Here is a 16,287-nt window from a genome sequence, read left to right on the forward strand (position 1 = left end):
CTTAAGGCACGGTGGCAGCAATCTACCGCCGAGCGCGGGAACGCCCGCTATTGCGCGGCTCCTTCGGCACTCCGTTAAATTAGACTCGAGGTGGCAGCCAGGCGAGATAATTTCAGCCAGATTATCGCACGCGAGACCGTCAGCACGGCAAAGCGCGCCGGTCTTACCCGACTCCTGTCTCACTTCATGATCCTGCCGCGACCTTTGCCCGGTCCTGGCTCCGCCCGCGATTGAAGTAGTGCTCATTTCCTCCGGGTAGCAGCGTCGCGATAACGCGCCACTCGAAGTCGATGGAATCCTATCAGCTCACGGCGATGCTGAACCAGGCTTCCAGCCCGGGCAAGACCGCCAGCCTGTGACTGAGCCTGCCTTGCCGTTGTGAGCGTCGCGGCCACATACTCACTGCGATTCAGTTTGCTCGAGCGAGGAAGGCAATGCGGACCTCACTCTACGACCTGAGCGAGCCTACCTTCCTGCAAGCCGTGAGACCCTTCCGAAGCGTTCTCGGCCGTGCCGTCACCTCTTTTCAACACCGGTGTCGATCCCAATCGGTTCGTGCACACCCGTCTTTTCGACGAGATGGCGCCATTTCATGTTCAGATCGAAGCGGCGTGGCATCATTCCGTGTTGGGAGGTTGAGGCTCTCAGGACTGGCGCGTTCAGAAACGGCCCTGAGGCCGTCGCCCCGGAGAGATTGACGGCTGCGCGGGCAAGCACCTAGACCTGACATACAAGGCGGCGCGGCTTGGTGCCCACCGATTAGCCGGGGCGCCAAGAAGATGACCCCTTTCCCGATCTCTTTCGCAGCGGAAGCTTGTCGCTTTCGGCGATGTCGCTAAGAAAGCCAATCACCATCTTCGCCTGTTCGGACGTACAGGAATAGAAGCGCCGTTTACCTTCGGTACGCGATCGGACGATTCCGAATTTGGCCATGCCGCTCAAATGCTGTGAAAGGGCGGTCTGGGTCCCGCCCACCAGAGAAACTAGGTCCGACACGGATTTCTCACCATCCATCAGATGAACGACGATCAGCAATCGCTTGCTGAAGCCCAAGGCTGCGAATAGCCGAGAGGCAACGGACATCTGCCGTCGCGAAGGTTTTCCCTTAGAGGGGCGGGTGCGAAGGGCGGGATCCGCTTTGATTTCTGCAAGGCGTTGCCGAACATAGGAGACCAAGGGACGAGCTCCAACAAAGGACCCGATTTGCCTTGGTCATCGAACACTTGTCAACGGTGCAGAAAGCCCGCCTGGACGGCGAGCTTTCCGAGCTGCCGGAGGCCAGGAGAGTGCGGCCAAAGCCTCACGGCCGCGTCTCGGTGCGACGGCGGCATTTCCATACGACCGCATGACGGTAGAGCGGTTTAGAAAGACCTTTCCTCGCGCCCGCTGGAAAGACGATCTGAAGGCGTGGTTCGTCCCAGGCAAAACTGCGGCGCGGCGTCGATCGATGGCTCGAACGAGAGCGTTCTCAGACGGAAACCCATGGCGATCTCAAATGCCGGGACGCCTTTGCCTTTGATCCCCCCTTTCCAAGTATCTTCGTCGGCTTGATGACTATTTGGAAGTGGTGACGCCCTATCCACGCGTCGTCGTCGTTGATGAGATGCGCGAGGTGCCATTTGCCTCCTGGAATGCCGATCGCCGTGTATGGACGGTCCCCTACCGGTCCTATGAAGCCCTGCGCCGGCGCTGGAGCCGGATCGAGGAGGCGGCTAGGCGTGATTGTTGAGTCCCCGTTCGATCTGTCGTGCTGAGGCGAAAAATGTCATCAAAGCTGGGCGATGCGTATTTCCGCGCCCGTCTGCTCACGTGCGGACGCTACCCGTGGCCTTTCGTTCTAGCAAGGGCACCGCAAACACCGAAGACAATGAACCCCACCCGCTGCCGCAAGATGACGGGCTTATTGCTATGCTCTGGAACAGCCCGATCCAATGCAAGTTGGGGCCAACGCAGCGCACTCCCCACGTTCCTTCGCGCTGCTGCCCAAGGGAAAACTTGGTCGGCCCGCGCTTTTCTGCCAGGGGCGCGGGCCAAACCCCGCAGCCCGCTGACATTCGGACTTGCGCTTGCGAGTCCCTGCGATAGGCCGTATCCATTTGCGGCGAGGGGTATCTGAGGACCTGGTAGTGCTCCCGCTTGGGACGGGGGGACTGCAATGGGGGATTTGCGCTCAAGGGCTGAAGTCTCGACGTTCGATTGCAACATTATGCGCGATGCCTTCCGCGTCATGGTGCGTGAGGAACATATCCCTGAAGGCGAGTGGCAGGAATTCGCTGCTCAGCTATTTCGTGATTATACCGGCTACGAAGAGATCGAACCGCGCTTGCTGGAATGGATCACGCGCAAGTAGGGCGTTATCCACCGCTGGTACCAGTGAAATTGCATTTAAATTGGCGCGCCAGGATCGCGTGGTAGCTGCTGGTTTAGGAGCGTGGCTAGTGCCGTTGTGATCTGCGCGACGGCAAATGGCTTTGAAATCATGATGCTGTTTGGAACGCCCCGTTTAGCCCAATGCAAGGCACTGTCACCGCTGACGTAGACAACTGGCATGGCTGGTGCGGCCTGACGCAAATATTTGGCGAGTTCCCATCCACATTTCCCGGCCCCCAAACGAATGTCGGTGACTAGGGCACGAATATTCGATGGGTCTGTGTCAAACACCTCGATCGCAATTTCTGCGTTTTTCGCGCGCACGACCTCGAACCCAGCGTCTTCTAACCCCGATTCAATTTCCATTAGAATTAGCGGGTGATCTTCTACGACCAAAATCACGACTGTTACACCGGCCCCCTCAATGGACGGCATCTTGCGATGTAAGAGAAAATTAGTCCATGCTAATAGCCTTCCCTATTGAGGTTGGCTATCCACCCCCATAGGGCGTATGGTGACATCGTCGCCCGCGAGATTTGCCGGCATCGGACGTTTGGAAGTGAACATCATGCTTTCGCCCTAGCAGGGAGATGGAAGCATGGATTCCGTCAAAGATTATCTTCGTGACATCGTTTGGACCGCCTTGTCCATTCAGGACCGGATATTGGAGCGAATCAGGAAGCGGGCGGCCGACAGGGCAAGAGGAGCAGCTGCTTGAAAGTTTACTCGAAAACCTGAAATCCGCGCAGGATGCCTCCGGCGGCAGGAGGATAAGTGGAACCTATCAATCAGCATTCTCGCCACCTCCGGCCGCCGCTGCGCAGCAGCCGCAAGACCGCCCATCAAATGTTGAGTGTGTTACGAGCGCGCCGTATAGGTCGATGCGGATTCGGGCTCGCCCCGCTCACTGATAACCGCACGCGCAGCCTCGGCAACATCCTCCTTTTTGGAATTGCGAATCGCCTTGCGCTTAACCTGTGATAGTGCCTGTTCGTTCCGTTCAGAAGATGGCACAGAAGTCACAGGCTCCCCGGAGGCAAAGGCGTTCCACTGATCGATGCGGCGCAACAGACTGATTGAAGCTTGATGGCGAGGGGTGATCTGGCTGAGCCAATGAGACTTCCTGTGTCAACCTTTAGGGATATGCAGGCGTGCGGCGGGGTGTTTGTTGGGGTCGCCGGAGGGCGGCAGCAGGCGGCTGGCTTACCTGCAACCAGACGCATAATTGTCTAGGCGGACGGAGAATTTCCTAGCTCGTACGAGCCAGCATCGCCTGCAAAGCGCGCCGCATGCTCACGCTGGATATGCTGAAAAATCCCCCGTAGGGCTGACTAAGGTCGGCGATAACGAACATAACGCTGCTGAGTGAGATCGCGCTTAGAAGCATGAGGGTCCATGTCAGTTTCGTTCGTGGAGCGATGAGACCGTGGCAGGCGAAAATAATCATGAGCCACACGATCAGAATTCCGTAGAAGGGTTGCAGCAATTCACTGCGTGCCGCCTCGATCACGCCGAGACGGGCCGTAGAGACTTTATCATATCGGGCACGGCACATCGCTGCGATCGCCGTGTGTTGCGGATCGGCTGGCATGAGTTCGTTCACCTGGAGACCGATCTTGTTCATCAGCTCTTCAAGTTCCGGTGTGGCGCCCACAACAGGCATACGCGACGTGTCAGGGTAGGAAACACCGGTGGGCCGAGCTTCGTTAGGCCAAGTGCTCGCAATAGCGGCAGCGGTGTAACCTGCTAGGTCGACGCGAATGCGGGCGGCGTCAGTTCCGTAGTCATGTAGGCACGCATCCATTAGGTCAAGCTGCAGGGCATATTGCTGCCGGTCCAGAGCCGAATTGTCGTAGGCCTGCTTCACCGACGCGGTGAGAAGACCGAGAACAACCGCCGCAAAGGTCGCAAGCAAACCTACGGTTAACTGCATCAGCAGCGTGGCTTCCGGAGTCTGGTGCTGCGCGGGAAGCCAACCCCGGATAAGGATGCCCAAGCCTGCTCCAACGCATAGCAGCAGAAAGACCACTATTGCTGACAAGACCTCGACCAAGTGCCGCCCTCCTTCGACTGTCCAATCCTGCCCGCGACCGCCGCGCCTTCGTGTTTGCCGTGCGTACCTCTCATCCTGCCACAGGACCTGAAGGTGAAATAGCCGGCCCAGGATCCTGCGTACGTGAGGGCGAAGTCGTCGAGCATATGACATGTCGAGCCGCCATCTCGCGCCGGACCTGGTTTCGGCATTGTCGCGAGGACTGGAACCAGCGGGCATTCGCCTGGAATGGAAAGCCGCGCCGGTCAGCCCCGCCGGGCTAATAATCACCTTAGACTTCCCGCACCTCGCGCTGATCGCGCTCAGAGTTTCAGGCTCGTGCGAATGACGGTGACCGCACCGATGCGGCCGATATCTTGTCAGTTCGTGGTCGTCGATGTGTTTCGACGATGTCGGCTGCGAGTTGGGAGGTCAGGCCGCCGACGAGCCAGCGCGAATGCCGCATCCAGATGGCGCGCGCCGTGCTGGTTCTCGGGGCGGGTTCCTGCCTGGAACACGGAGCCGGCGAATCCTGCATGGTGCCTGCGGCGATGAGCCGATGATCGGAACGAACAGCTCCGTCAATTCCTCGAGCCACTCAGCAATCATCGCTGAGCTCTGCCCGGCCGGACGATGCACCGGAAGCCGAGATGGGAGATCGAAGTGTCCACCGGCTGAGCCATCCGCGCGGCCGGACGGTCGCGCCGGCGCGCGCACATGCGAGCCGCCCCTGGTGATGTTGCGCGGGATTTCACATTCGGCTGGCGGGGATCATAGCTCGCTTCACCGCGCGGGTTTTCGGCCGAGCAGCACGGGGTCAGGCCCCAGGAAGAAAACTGCCTACGCTCACGGAGATGAAGGACGGGAACCGGACCTTTGGTGACGTTGCTCGGACGAGGACCAAATGAGTACTCGCGTCAATCTCGAGACAGGAGCTGAGCGTCTGGAAGACACCCGCCGGCCACGGCGACCGCCAGAAGCCTTGCGGATGACAGAGACCGATGTCGCAGTTCCTAAGCCGCCTCGGCAGCGACGTTCACGGCTGACACTGCGAGCTGCGTAAGGGCTTCATCGGTGTCCTTTTCCTCGCCAAGGGTAAGCTCGAGAAGCTTAACCGCTTCGGCCATGCCGAGCTCGCTAGCCCAGGTCCGCAACGTACCATAGCGGGAGATTTCATAGTGCTCTACTGCCTGAGCCGCCGCAAGGAGACCAGCATCGAGAGCCTGAGAGCCCTTGTACTCGTCCATGATTTCGGCGCCCTCCTCGGTGATGCCCATAATGGCGGCACAGGTCTTGCCCTGGGGCTTCTTGCCTAGGGCTTCGAATATTTTCTCCAGGCGCGCGACGTGCTCCTGGGTCTGGCCGCGGTGCTTTTCGAAGGCTGCCTTAAGGTCAGGGCTTTGTGCCGCCTTGGCCATCTTGGGAAGTGTTGCCAGGATCTTCTTCTCGGCGAAATAGATGTCCTTCAAAGTGTCGACGAAGAGTTCGTTCAGGCCTTTCGTTGAGGCCCTTTTGGCGGTTGCCATGACTGTCTCCCTTTTTTCACTGCCTCACAAACGGGGCGGACGAGAAACAAAATTGCGCCAATGCAGTTCCATCGGGATTAGACTGGCATGCCGAACGGCTCTTGCCGGCGGTGCATGCAGATGCAAAATCACCGCCGAATTCCGACAAGCCATCGCCACTGCCGGCACACCTCTTTGTCACCAGCTCGATCAATCATCGCCACACATCGACTCCTTATCCATCCAGCAGGACGACTGACCGACTTTCGATCCGGCTCCACGCGCCTACAGAAAGGAGCCTGGTTAACCCTGTCGAATCTAGATGCGCTTGGCCTTCAGCCGGCGTATGACAAATTAGCAGGAGGGCATCTGGGAGGAGCCCATTATGTTTGAGGTGCGAAGTTTTATCGCCAAGCTGGTGAAACGCGAGCGGATAGCTGCCAAGCAGCGAGCGATGCAGCCGATAGCGAACACAATCGCCGATCGGCCTGTTCACAACAGACCCCGGCCAGTCAGGAACAGACCGTCTCCGCCGCAACATCACGCCGCCAGCAACATGTAGGCTGCCAGACGCCCTGGGCCGCGCCTTTTGCCGGCTGCGGCCCTCTCCGTACCCATTTGGATGACCGGAGGCCGGGCTCGGTGGCAGCCCCTGAGGGACCGTTGGGGAGCAATATTGTGCTATCGCGAATGCTTTGAGGTTATCCTCGCGAAGCTGGTGCGAACCTGTTACCCTAGCAGATGCATATCCCGCACGCTAAGCACGAACGTGGCCCCTTTCTTCGTCGCCGTCGGCGCATCGGGATCAGATGGCCTCAGCGACATTAAAGACCTTCTTAGCAACCTGCCCAAGGACCTGCAGGCCATCGAGGGCGCTGGACACATACATCGCGGGCAGACTGTCGACATCCTCTTCAATTCTGTGGCCGTTCACGCCAAGACGTGCGCAATCGGCATCGTGTTATCGGGCTCGCTGAGTGATGGCTCACGTGGACTTGCCGCAATAGCCCACGCCAGCGGCGCAACGAGGGTCCTTACCGAGGCCGGCGAGATCAAAGCCGGGATGCCGATGAAAGCGGCAATGTATGATGGGCCGCTCGACTTCACCGGTTCTGCCGATCAGATCGCCGGTGGGGTCATCCGAAGAGTGCGGCGAGCTCAGCCCCAGCCACTACTCGTTTAATCGAAAGCGAGGGGCAACTGAACATAACATTCTCGTTTGGTCCCACGGTCGGCAGCTCGCGTGCTGGTCAGGTCCCCGATACCCAGCCAGCCCCGCTTCCCTGCCGGTGAAGCAGGCCCACACGGTCGGCAAAGGTGGCAAGCTCCTTCGTTGGAACCTAAACGCCCATAATCGGTTGGGCGCTTGGTGGCAGTGGCCCTCCAGGCTCGCCGCTGGTTGAGGTCCGGCCTCAACTGCCCGCGCTTCTGCCGAGGGCGCGGGCTATCACTTAGGCCCAGAAAATGCGACGCAAGGTAGACAAATTAAGGCACGAACGGACTGACCGCGAATTTCGAGCCGTCATCGATGCGGAGCGCAGAGCCCGTGAAGAGAAGACGGCTCGTCTAAAGGCCGATCGGCTGGGGCAGCGTTCCGTCCCGCATGCAAATGTCGAGCCGAAGAACTTACGCTAGTCCGTGCAGCATGGGTAGGCTGCGGGCTTTTTTGCTACCGCCAAGAACCGATTCTATCGGCCCAAGGTCATTGCCTGGCGCCCATTGACACCTCCCAGGCCGGGAGGCGCCGAAGAGTTGTTCAGACAGCTTCGGGGCGCCCTCCGGACCCCCGAGAGCAACACATAAGACGCCGGTCGGCTTTGCCCAGGCCTTCCAAAAAGGTGATACCTATTGTGATACCTATTGTGATACAAATTCGCGTCAGGTACACAAAAAGAAAAATAAAAACAATAGCTTATCCATCGGATCGATCCCAGCCGATGGGTTTTATGAATTCACCGAACCAGCAGAGAAGAGCAAGAAGCGCAAGGACAAGTGGCTCTTCACCAAGCGCGACGAGCCGGTCTTCTGCATTGCCGGGATCTGGCGCGATACCAGTGATGCCGGGGAGGCGTTCACCATGCTCACGATGGAACCTGGCCCGGACATCGCGCCATATCACGATCGGCAGATCGTGATCCTGGAGCGCAAGGATTGGGCGAGTTGGCTTGATCCCTCCGTGTCCGCCAAATCCCTGATCAAGCCGCTTCAGGCGGGGACGCTGGTCGTGGAGCAGGTCGGGTGATGTGAGGCGGTGCGCCGCTCAATGCTGCCGCGATTTGGGCGGAGGCATTTTAGGCGCACCAAGCCTGTGGGCCCCGCGGCTATATGGCGCGAAGGTTTCATCATTGGCGAGCAACCAACGCCCCAGCCGAGACCGGAGCTGAATCGTCGTCAGGCCTTCGAACGGACGCGAGGCGGTGCCTTTTGCGAGAGCTCGATCCAGACCGGCGCGTGATCGCTGCTTCTTTCCCAGCCGCGCACCTCGACGTCGACCTGGGCGTCGATCAGCCGCTTCTTCAGTGACGGGCTCAGCAGAAGGTGGTCGATGCGCAGGCCTGCGTTGCGGCCGAAGGCATTGCGGAAATATTCCCAGAAGGTGTAGATCTTCTCACCGGGATGACGCGCGCGCAGTGCATCGGTCCAGCCTTGTTTGAGCAGCGTCGCGTAGCCGGCGCGCGCCTCGGGCGCAAACAGGGCATCGTCCAGCCAGCGCTCGGGCTTGTAGACATCGAGTTCGCTCGGCATGACGTTGAAATCGCCTGCCAGCACCACCGGCTGATTGGAGCCGAGCAATTCTGCCGCGTGGTCAATCAATCGCTCGAACCAACGCAGCTTATAGTCGAATTTCGGGCCAGGCTTCGGATTGCCATTCGGAAGATAGAGACACCCGATAATGATGCCATTGACTGCTGCTTCGATGTAGCGGCTATGGCTGTCGTCGGGGTCGCCCGGTAGGCCGCGCCGCGTTTCGTGAATCTTGCCGACGCGGCTCAGGATCGCGACGCCATTCCAGCTTTTCTGGCCATGCCAGATCACGTCATAGCCAAGGTCGCGGATTGGCCCTTCGGGGAACTTCTCCTGCGGCGCCTTCAGTTCCTGAAGACAGGCAATGTCCGGCGCTGCCTCTTCCAGCCAGCGCAGCAGCACTGGCAGGCGGCCGTTGACGCCGTTGACGTTGTACGTCGCGATCTTCATGGCGTTATAGATCCGGGAGGAACTGATCGGCTCGGCCCCATCCCGCGAGGGCCTTCGATGCGGCGCGCTTCTTCAACTCGGGCGCATCGCCGACATGGAAATGGGAGGGCGCATCGATTGTCTTCATCTCCGCCCAGGTGACCGGTGCCGCGACCGGGGCTCCTGGCCGCGACCTGGCGCTATAAGGCATGATCGCCGTTGCGCCGCGCTGGTTGCGCAGATAGTCGACGAAGATCCGTCCCTTCCGTTTCGCCTTCGACAACACGGCCGTGAAGTGAGCGGGGTCGCTCTGCGCGACCGCCTGTGCAAGCCCTGAGGCGAAGGCCTTTACCTCAGGCCATTCAGCTCGCGGCGTGAGCGGCGCGATTACATGCACGCCCTTGCCCCCCGTCAGCATCGGGAAGGTGGTCAACCCAAGGGACCTTAGTATATCGCGGAACTGGAATGCGGCAGCGCGAACCGCCTCGAAATCCAGTCCCTCGTCGGGGTCAAGGTCAAAGACAAGGCGGTCGGCCTTCTCGACGTCTTCGATGCGAGCTCCCCATCCATGGAACTCGATCGTTCCCATTTGCACACAGGTCACAAGCCCCTCGGCGTCGTCGACATAAAGATAGGGCTCCTCGTGACCATCCTTTTCGGTGATCCCGACCTGATGGACCTTCTCGCCGAAGCTCCCCGCGTCATGCTTTTGAAAAAAGCATTTCTTTGCTCGGCCCTGTGGGCAGCGGACAAGACTGATCGGCCTGCTGCCGGCCCAGGGAAGCATGATCCCGGCGACTTCGGTGTAGTGATCGGCAAGCTGACCCTTGGTGATGTTGGATTCAGGGTAGATCACGCGGCCGCGATTGCTAATCGCGATCGTTGTCGTTGTCGTTGTCGTTGTCGTTGTCGTTGTCGTTGCCGGCGGCGGCAGTGTCGCTGTGCAGTGTTCCGTCTCGAGCACGACCGCTTCCGGTTTCTTGTCCTCGCGCAGCCCGAGATAGCTTGGATGCCGCAGTGTTCCTTCATTGGTCATCTCGGTGAAGGCGATCTCGGCGACAAGCCTGGGGCGCAGCCAGTGCGCGCCGCGAACCTCCGCCCGCGGCGCTTCGACCGTGGCGGCCTTCTGCTCGAGTGGCGCCATGCTCTTCATCAGCCGGGCCATCTTGGCAGCATCGAAACCAGTCCCGACTTTGCCGGCATAGCGCAGCTTTCCGCCGTCATGGACCCCAAGGATCAGCGATCGAAAGGCGCGATCCTTGTCTGACGGGGTCCAGCCGACGAGCACGAATTCCTGACGTTTGATGCACTTGATCTTCAGCCAGCTTCCATCGCGGGCTCCGACATAGTCCGAATCCGCCAGCTTCGAGACAACCCCCTCGAGGCCGGCGCCGCAGAAGCGGTTCAGCAATTCTTCCCCCCGGCCCTGGATATGATCGGAGTAGCGAAGGATGGGGCTCTTCGCTGGCAGGATCGTCTCCAGTTTCCCCTTGCGCTCCAGAAGCGGCAGCCTCGTCAGGTCTTCCCCGTCCAGTTGGAGCAGGTCGAAGGCATAAAAATCGATGCTCACGGGAGCAGCCTTCAACGCGTTCTGCAGCGCCTGGAAATTGGATCGCCCCTCGGTGTCGATGACGACAGCCTCTCCGTCGATGAGGGCGGAGCGAACGTTAAGCCTGCGTGCCTCGGACAGGATCGAGGGAAAGCGGTCCGACCAGTCCAGACCGGAGCGCGTATAGGCGCGCGCCTCGCCGCCGCCCAGAGAGACAAGAATACGGTAGCCATCGTATTTCATTTCGTGGATCCAGCGGTCGCCGGGAGGAACCGTGTCCACCAGTTTTGCGAGCTGGACCGGCCGGAATGCGGGCGGCGCGAGTTTGGGTGCGCCGTCGGACGCCGGCTTCGCAAGGGGAGATGAAGATCCTTTGACTGAGGGCCGACGCAAAGCTGACTTGCTCACTTGAGTTGACCCTGTTCAGACCGAACTGTGCAATGGATCATTTCGAACACCCAGCTATATCTTCGGTTTCTCCGCGGCGTCATTGAGCATGTCGCGATCGTTGCCGACCGCGTGATCAGGTCTTCGGCCTGTTCTGCTGATACTTGCGCGCGAAATAACCGCCCTCGCAGCCTTCACCGCCGGAAACCGGCCGACGGTCTGCGGCGCCGCGCTTCAATTTGTTGTCTGCCATTATCGTCTCCCCTGTTCCATAGGCGCGCCGTCACGACGTTCCAGCTGTAACGCTCTGGGATGGCTTGCGATCCTGAGCCGGGCAAGAATTCGGCGTTTCACCTTCTCGCGTCTTGACGTTGATGTTGTTGATGTGAAGGTCCGGGATACAGGTTGCACGGCTACCCAGCCCATGGGCGGCAGCTGCGTGAATAGCTCATTATTTGAAGTGTCCGGAACTGCGCAGCTTCGCCAGCAGGATCATTGCGGTTCCGCGGTATTCAGCGCGCACATGCTCGCTCAACGGAGACGATTCCCAAGCAGCCAGTTCGGCGACGAAATGAGAAGCGTCACCATTTACTGACGCGCATCTGAGGCGGCCACCCTTCTCGAGCACGACTATCGCCGCATCCGATTCACCGTACCCTATTGCGGCCATCCGCTGAATGTTGACGTCCCCATCGATGCGGACGTCGAACAAGACAGATCCCGCCGTTTTATCCGCAGCATCGGCCACCCTGTCGGAAAACGGTCGCTGTAAGCCATCGCTATCGGCGATCGATTGCTCAAACAGGACCATTTCAACGTGTCCAGCCACCATGCTGGCGACTAGTGCGCGGTCCCTCAAAATTGGCAATGGCCACGGCTGAACATCCGTATATCGCAGTCATCTTTCACACAGGAATCACCGTATGGCCACGACGCACCAACAGCGTGCACATCCGTGCCTATCGAATAGAGGACGTGAACCCGGGATCAGGCTGACGCGGATGCGCTCGGTCTGAGATCGTGGCGAGCACGAACAAGGCGACGGCGAACGCGAGTGGCGCCAACAGAAGAGCGGCGCAAATCGGGTTGATCTTCCACATGCGAGGACAATCTGTGCAGCTATTTAAACAAGCCCGAACAAACATCGTTAACGCGGCCCAATCGAGCCGGGCAAGGATCAACTATGATTTCATACTGTTACGGCGGCGCCCGCGGCGCAGATGAACAATGCCCGGCCAAACCACCACAGCCCCGTTGAACGGCTGGGTCGATGAGGTGCGCTTCACCAAAAGCGGCGCGCTATCCTTCAGATGGGTCTCACCGTGCAGCCGCTGCCGTCAAGCCAGGAGTGCCCCCTTTTGGCTTCGTCCTGCTCGTCGCCATTCAGCCGCCTGCGCCTCGGCCTCGCTACAGAACCAGCGCTCCCCATACTGCGGGCCGATCCTTCCCAATAATGTCTTGGCCCGGGGACGTGACAAATGTGCTCGGCGCTATTCTGGCTGATGTGACGTTGCATCTCCTGAAGTCACGGCCGATCAACTGGCGACAGGATCACCGACAAACCAGCACCGCCCGATGACAGCGCCGTCTGCGGATGAATCGGACAAGAGGCGTTTAAGCACTGGGCCAAGCTGCGGCGCTGGATCGACGAATTCTAGGCGTATTCGCGCCCGACTGGCTTCACGGTGGCTAGAACCGCGGTTGGTCCTTTGCGCTACAACCAGGGCGTTCACCATGTTACCGGCGGCTTTCGGGCGTGATGGTCATGGGCGGGGCGGAACGAGAGCAGTTTGAGGAGCGGTGTTATGTCTGGTGTCCGCAATTGGTCAAGCTCTACGATGAAGCGAAAACATACATCGACGGAAAATGGCTGACGATTGCCATCTCATCGGCAGATGATCTGCACAAAGTGACGAAGCTTCTAACTATAAGCGCCCGCCAGATGTCTCGTCGGCATCACGCAGCAGTTCGACATCAAGGTCTTCGCGGAAGGCGTCGAGCCGATAGCCAACTGCGTGAGAGATCGAAAAGACCTTCCACGTCTGCAATTTATCTCGAACCAACAATCACTGGAGGAGACTATTCCCATGAAAGCATCGTAGTGATGGACCAGGCTGCAGGAACAGCCGGGATGAAGCTAGTGGAGCGGCCCGAGCCGCATGCCGCAATAAACGACGTGGTCGTGCAGGTTCATGCAGGGGGATTCGTCAACACCGAACTGGAATGGCCTTCGACCTGGGCTGATCGAGCCTTCAGGTGACCGACGCCGTCGATCCTCGGCCATGAGCTGGCCGGCGTGGTCACTGCACCGGTTTATGATACGACGGTGCTGCCGGTCGGGCAGCGGGTGTTCGCCCTTGCGGATTGGCATCGCGACGGCACGCTCGCGGAGTATGTAGCCATGGAGGCACGCACCTCGCGCCGCTGCCGGGCGATGTCGACCTTACAGCGGGCGCGAGCCTGCCGATCTCGGGCCTGACCGCATGGCAGGGGCTGTTCCAGCATGGCCGCCTTGAGGCGGGGCAGAGCGTGCTTGCTCATGGCGCAGCGGGTGCCGTCGGTTCGGCCGTGACGCAGCTTGCGCGAGAAGCCGGCGCCTATGTCGTCGGCACCGGGCGCGCTTCTGACCGCCAGAAGGCGCTCGACTTCGGCCGAAACGAATTCGTCGACCTGGGGAAGACACCCTGGAAGACCTCGGCGCAGTCGATTTGGGTTCGGTGTCGCTATCGTCGTTGTGCAGACCTGCCGTGACAATGCTGCCGATTGGTACGCACTAGCGAAGGAAACCGATCGGGAAGGATGACAGCTCTGCCGCAATTCATCTTGTCAGCACAAGCTCTAATCAGGCTTCATAGCGGTCTGCGGGGTTTCAGCGTCCCAAATACTGCAGTTCCGATTGCGTCCGCGAACTCAAGGCCTGTCCTCTCCCTGATCGGCATTACTTTTGAACAGCAAAAAGGGCCGGCGGATTGAGACGCTATCCACCAGCCCTTTGGCGAGGGCGGGTAGCAAGAGGGAAGGACTCCTCACGCCGCCAGCGACGCCACAGGCAACAATAGGGCGCAATTCGGACCTTGCCACAATTTCGTTTCATTTCGGACCATTCGCAAGGTCAGCGGCTCCGGTTGGACATGGAGACAATCTGACATGAATTTCCGTGAGAATTCGAACGGACAGATGACCGTTGCTGCCATCATAAAGCGTCAGATTGGCTCCAATGGAGTGAAGCGCTACACGGCGACCTTGCCGGTGTTCCAAGTTGACGACACCATCCCGGAGGTGTTCAAAGCATTGCTTGAACAGCTGGATCAGGCAGAAAAGACCAGCCTTCACAAAGAACCTCCCCGACGGGCCTCCACGAGGCAGGGCATTGAGACTGGCCTCTGCCTTTCGTCAGTCGTAACCGGGTCCAAAAGTCGACGAGCGGATTGAGCTTCGCTGATCGTACCTCGCGATCGGCCAACCCGTGGCTATGGCGCATCGTCGAAGATCGTCATGTCTGGCTGCGGAATGTTGATCGTGAATGGGCGGGTCGAATTGGCGAAGCTCGCGCCCAGAACTGCTTCGGGAGCAGTGATAAAGCAATTGAAGCCTAGATGCCGCAACAAGTTCGCGCCTTGTGAGTGAATGTAGTTCTGGTGATACGACGTCCTCTTTGCCGATCTGATCCACTTAGACGCGAGACTCAAAAATCAACTGACATCGAAGGCAATCTATCGCACGATCGTATCGGTGGTACGTTTGTACCGATTGATCAATTGCCCACTGTCGCGATTGAAAACCGCTGAAGCGCAGCTTGGCTGCTATCGTGCTGAGCTGGATGCGCGGCACGTCGTGAGCCTTGCGGCTTGCGCATCGAACTCGAAGCCGCGCCTCGATGGACCCCGGCCTATCTGATCGCCGCCAACTGTACGACGCCGCGCAAGCAAGGCGGTTCCACAGCCACGCCATATGCGCGCTGGCGCGGTCAAGACACCGGCGCAGAAAGCTGGGCGGGGAATGGTTTGTGTGGCAGTTTCGGCGACAAGGCATGAACGGAAGACCCGGAAGACAGACAGCTGCCAGGATCGAGATCGCCAGTGGCAAACTTCCCGTTGCTGCAGCGAGCACGCCAATTGCCATAGGTCCGATTGCGCCGAGCAGCCGACCGAAACTAAAAGCGAGCCGGATCTGCCGGCAGTGGTCGATCCCAAGCGTATTTGCACCATCGGATCGCGAATGCCGATCCTTGCTCCCGCTCGGCCCGGCGCTGCCTGATGGCGTCGCTGCGCAATGCGCATCGCGTGCTTGGCATGCGGCGCAAAGGCTTGGGACTCGGCAGGCTCGGTTTCGGCTCCGCCAACGCCGCGCTGACGACTGACATCGCAGAGAGAACTCATGTAGATCGTCCTGCCGTTTGATCCCGCGATCGTCTACCGCGCTCCCGCACCGCCGCAAGGCGATCCTGTTTTGCATGGTGATCCTGCAGCGCACGCTCGAGATAATCGTATAACGGGAGCCATGCTTCACCTTGCTCGCCTCGCGCAAGGAGGATCTCGGCTACGCGATCGAGCGCGCGCTCAATCCGCTCAACCGTGATCGGCCGAGCTGTTGGCGAGCGCCGCTTCACGGTCCGTTGTTTCTGGTCATCCACGAACAAAGCATATCATCTGCGTAAGCTAAGGGAAGGGCGTGCCTCTGGTCGGGCGGCGACCGGCGGCTGCGGCGTACATTTCGGACAGATCGCTGACCACACCCGCTAAGAGATGGTAGCGTCAGAGCGCTACCGCCAATACAGCGCTGCAACCGAGTTCGTCTGTCGAAGGGACTTCGCAAGCGAGGTCAGCAGATTCAAATCCTGTCCCCGCAACCACTTTCATCATAAATCAGTAACCGTCCCGGTCTGACCGGGGCGTTTTTTTGGTTCTGGGGGCCAGGAGTGTCTCGTGCTGGTTAGGGCATGGCTGGCGCGACGGCCGCACTACCAAGTCCACTTCACGCCGACGTCGGCATCCTGGATCAACCAGGTTGAACGGTGGTTCGCCGAACTCACCCGCAAGCAGTTGCGCCGCGGCGTCCACACCTAGACCAGCCAACTCGAAGCCGACATCCGCTCCTTCATTGATACAATGAGAACCCAAAGCCATACCGCTGGGTCAAATCCGCCGACGGCATCCTCTCATCCGTCAAGCACTTCTGCCAAAAGGCCGAACAGACCTTATGCAGCGAAATTTTAGATTCAGGTGACTAGTTCATCGATTTCCTATTGACGCAAAAGCTCGGATTCGGTT

The 16,287-nt window shown here is 59.4% G+C and carries 11 protein-coding genes and 4 pseudogenes; 8 read left to right on the forward strand and 7 right to left on the reverse strand.

The window, feature by feature from the left end:
- Positions 1-759 precede the first annotated feature (759 nt).
- On the reverse strand, positions 760-1,176 hold the full coding sequence (locus FJ543_RS21880) for a metalloregulator ArsR/SmtB family transcription factor (RefSeq protein WP_140793021.1): 417 nt from the start codon (positions 1,174-1,176) through the stop codon (positions 760-762).
- Positions 1,177-2,155: 979 nt separating this feature from the next.
- Between FJ543_RS21880 and FJ543_RS21885 the strand changes: the two genes are divergently transcribed.
- Positions 2,156-2,350 (forward strand): hypothetical protein, encoded by a 195-nt coding sequence (locus FJ543_RS21885; protein ID WP_140793023.1) that lies wholly within the window; start codon positions 2,156-2,158, stop codon positions 2,348-2,350.
- Between the two features lie 35 nt (positions 2,351-2,385).
- Here the strand turns inward: FJ543_RS21885 and FJ543_RS21890 are convergent, their stop codons facing one another.
- The 3 genes from FJ543_RS21890 to FJ543_RS21905 form a co-directional block, all read right to left on the reverse strand.
- Positions 2,386-2,772: a response regulator gene (locus tag FJ543_RS21890; protein ID WP_224682221.1), complete on the reverse strand. Its 387-nt coding sequence runs from the start codon at positions 2,770-2,772 to the stop codon at positions 2,386-2,388.
- Between the two features lie 847 nt (positions 2,773-3,619).
- Positions 3,620-4,423 carry a DUF4239 domain-containing protein gene (locus FJ543_RS21895; RefSeq protein ID WP_140877057.1) on the reverse strand — a complete coding sequence of 268 codons (804 nt, stop codon included), beginning with the start codon at positions 4,421-4,423 and terminating at the stop codon, positions 3,620-3,622.
- A 992-nt stretch (positions 4,424-5,415) separates the two neighbouring features.
- Positions 5,416-5,928, reverse strand: coding sequence for a DUF892 family protein (locus FJ543_RS21905; RefSeq protein WP_140877059.1), 513 nt, complete (start codon positions 5,926-5,928; stop codon positions 5,416-5,418).
- Positions 5,929-6,676: 748 nt separating this feature from the next.
- Here FJ543_RS21905 and FJ543_RS21910 point away from each other — a divergent pair.
- Complete coding sequence (locus FJ543_RS21910) at positions 6,677-7,090, forward strand: chemotaxis protein CheB (RefSeq protein WP_224682220.1); 414 nt, start codon at positions 6,677-6,679, stop codon at positions 7,088-7,090.
- A 750-nt stretch (positions 7,091-7,840) separates the two neighbouring features.
- A pseudogene (locus FJ543_RS21915) lies at positions 7,841-8,149 on the forward strand (SOS response-associated peptidase family protein); the annotation flags it as partial.
- A 149-nt stretch (positions 8,150-8,298) separates the two neighbouring features.
- Here the strand turns inward: FJ543_RS21915 and xth are convergent.
- From xth to FJ543_RS21935, 3 genes are all read right to left on the reverse strand, one after another.
- Positions 8,299-9,102 carry an exodeoxyribonuclease III gene (xth, locus tag FJ543_RS21920; protein WP_140877063.1) on the reverse strand — a complete coding sequence of 268 codons (804 nt, stop codon included), beginning with the start codon at positions 9,100-9,102 and terminating at the stop codon, positions 8,299-8,301.
- 4 nt (positions 9,103-9,106) lie between these two features.
- Positions 9,107-11,038, reverse strand: a complete 1,932-nt coding sequence (gene ligD / locus FJ543_RS21925) for a DNA ligase D (protein WP_281405331.1) — start codon at positions 11,036-11,038, stop codon at positions 9,107-9,109.
- 430 nt (positions 11,039-11,468) lie between these two features.
- Complete coding sequence (locus FJ543_RS21935; protein ID WP_224682218.1) at positions 11,469-11,828, reverse strand: hypothetical protein; 360 nt, start codon at positions 11,826-11,828, stop codon at positions 11,469-11,471.
- Between the two features lie 739 nt (positions 11,829-12,567).
- Here FJ543_RS21935 and FJ543_RS21940 point away from each other — a divergent pair.
- The 5 genes and pseudogenes from FJ543_RS21940 to FJ543_RS21960 all read left to right on the forward strand — a co-directional run.
- Positions 12,568-12,947, forward strand: a pseudogene (locus FJ543_RS21940) (DUF3788 family protein); the annotation flags it as partial.
- A gap of 174 nt (positions 12,948-13,121) precedes the next feature.
- Positions 13,122-13,728: pseudogene (locus FJ543_RS21945) on the forward strand (NADP-dependent oxidoreductase); the annotation flags it as partial.
- A gap of 436 nt (positions 13,729-14,164) precedes the next feature.
- Positions 14,165-14,449 (forward strand): hypothetical protein, encoded by a 285-nt coding sequence (locus tag FJ543_RS21950; protein WP_140877066.1) that lies wholly within the window; start codon positions 14,165-14,167, stop codon positions 14,447-14,449.
- Between the two features lie 416 nt (positions 14,450-14,865).
- On the forward strand, positions 14,866-15,051 hold the full coding sequence (locus FJ543_RS21955) for a hypothetical protein (protein WP_140877068.1): 186 nt from the start codon (positions 14,866-14,868) through the stop codon (positions 15,049-15,051).
- Between the two features lie 897 nt (positions 15,052-15,948).
- Positions 15,949-16,247: pseudogene (locus FJ543_RS21960) on the forward strand (IS630 family transposase); the annotation flags it as partial.
- Positions 16,248-16,287: the final 40 nt, after the last annotated feature.

Source organism: Mesorhizobium sp. B2-5-7, assembly GCF_006440875.1.
In the GTDB taxonomy this organism is placed as follows: domain Bacteria; phylum Pseudomonadota; class Alphaproteobacteria; order Rhizobiales; family Rhizobiaceae; genus Mesorhizobium; species Mesorhizobium australicum.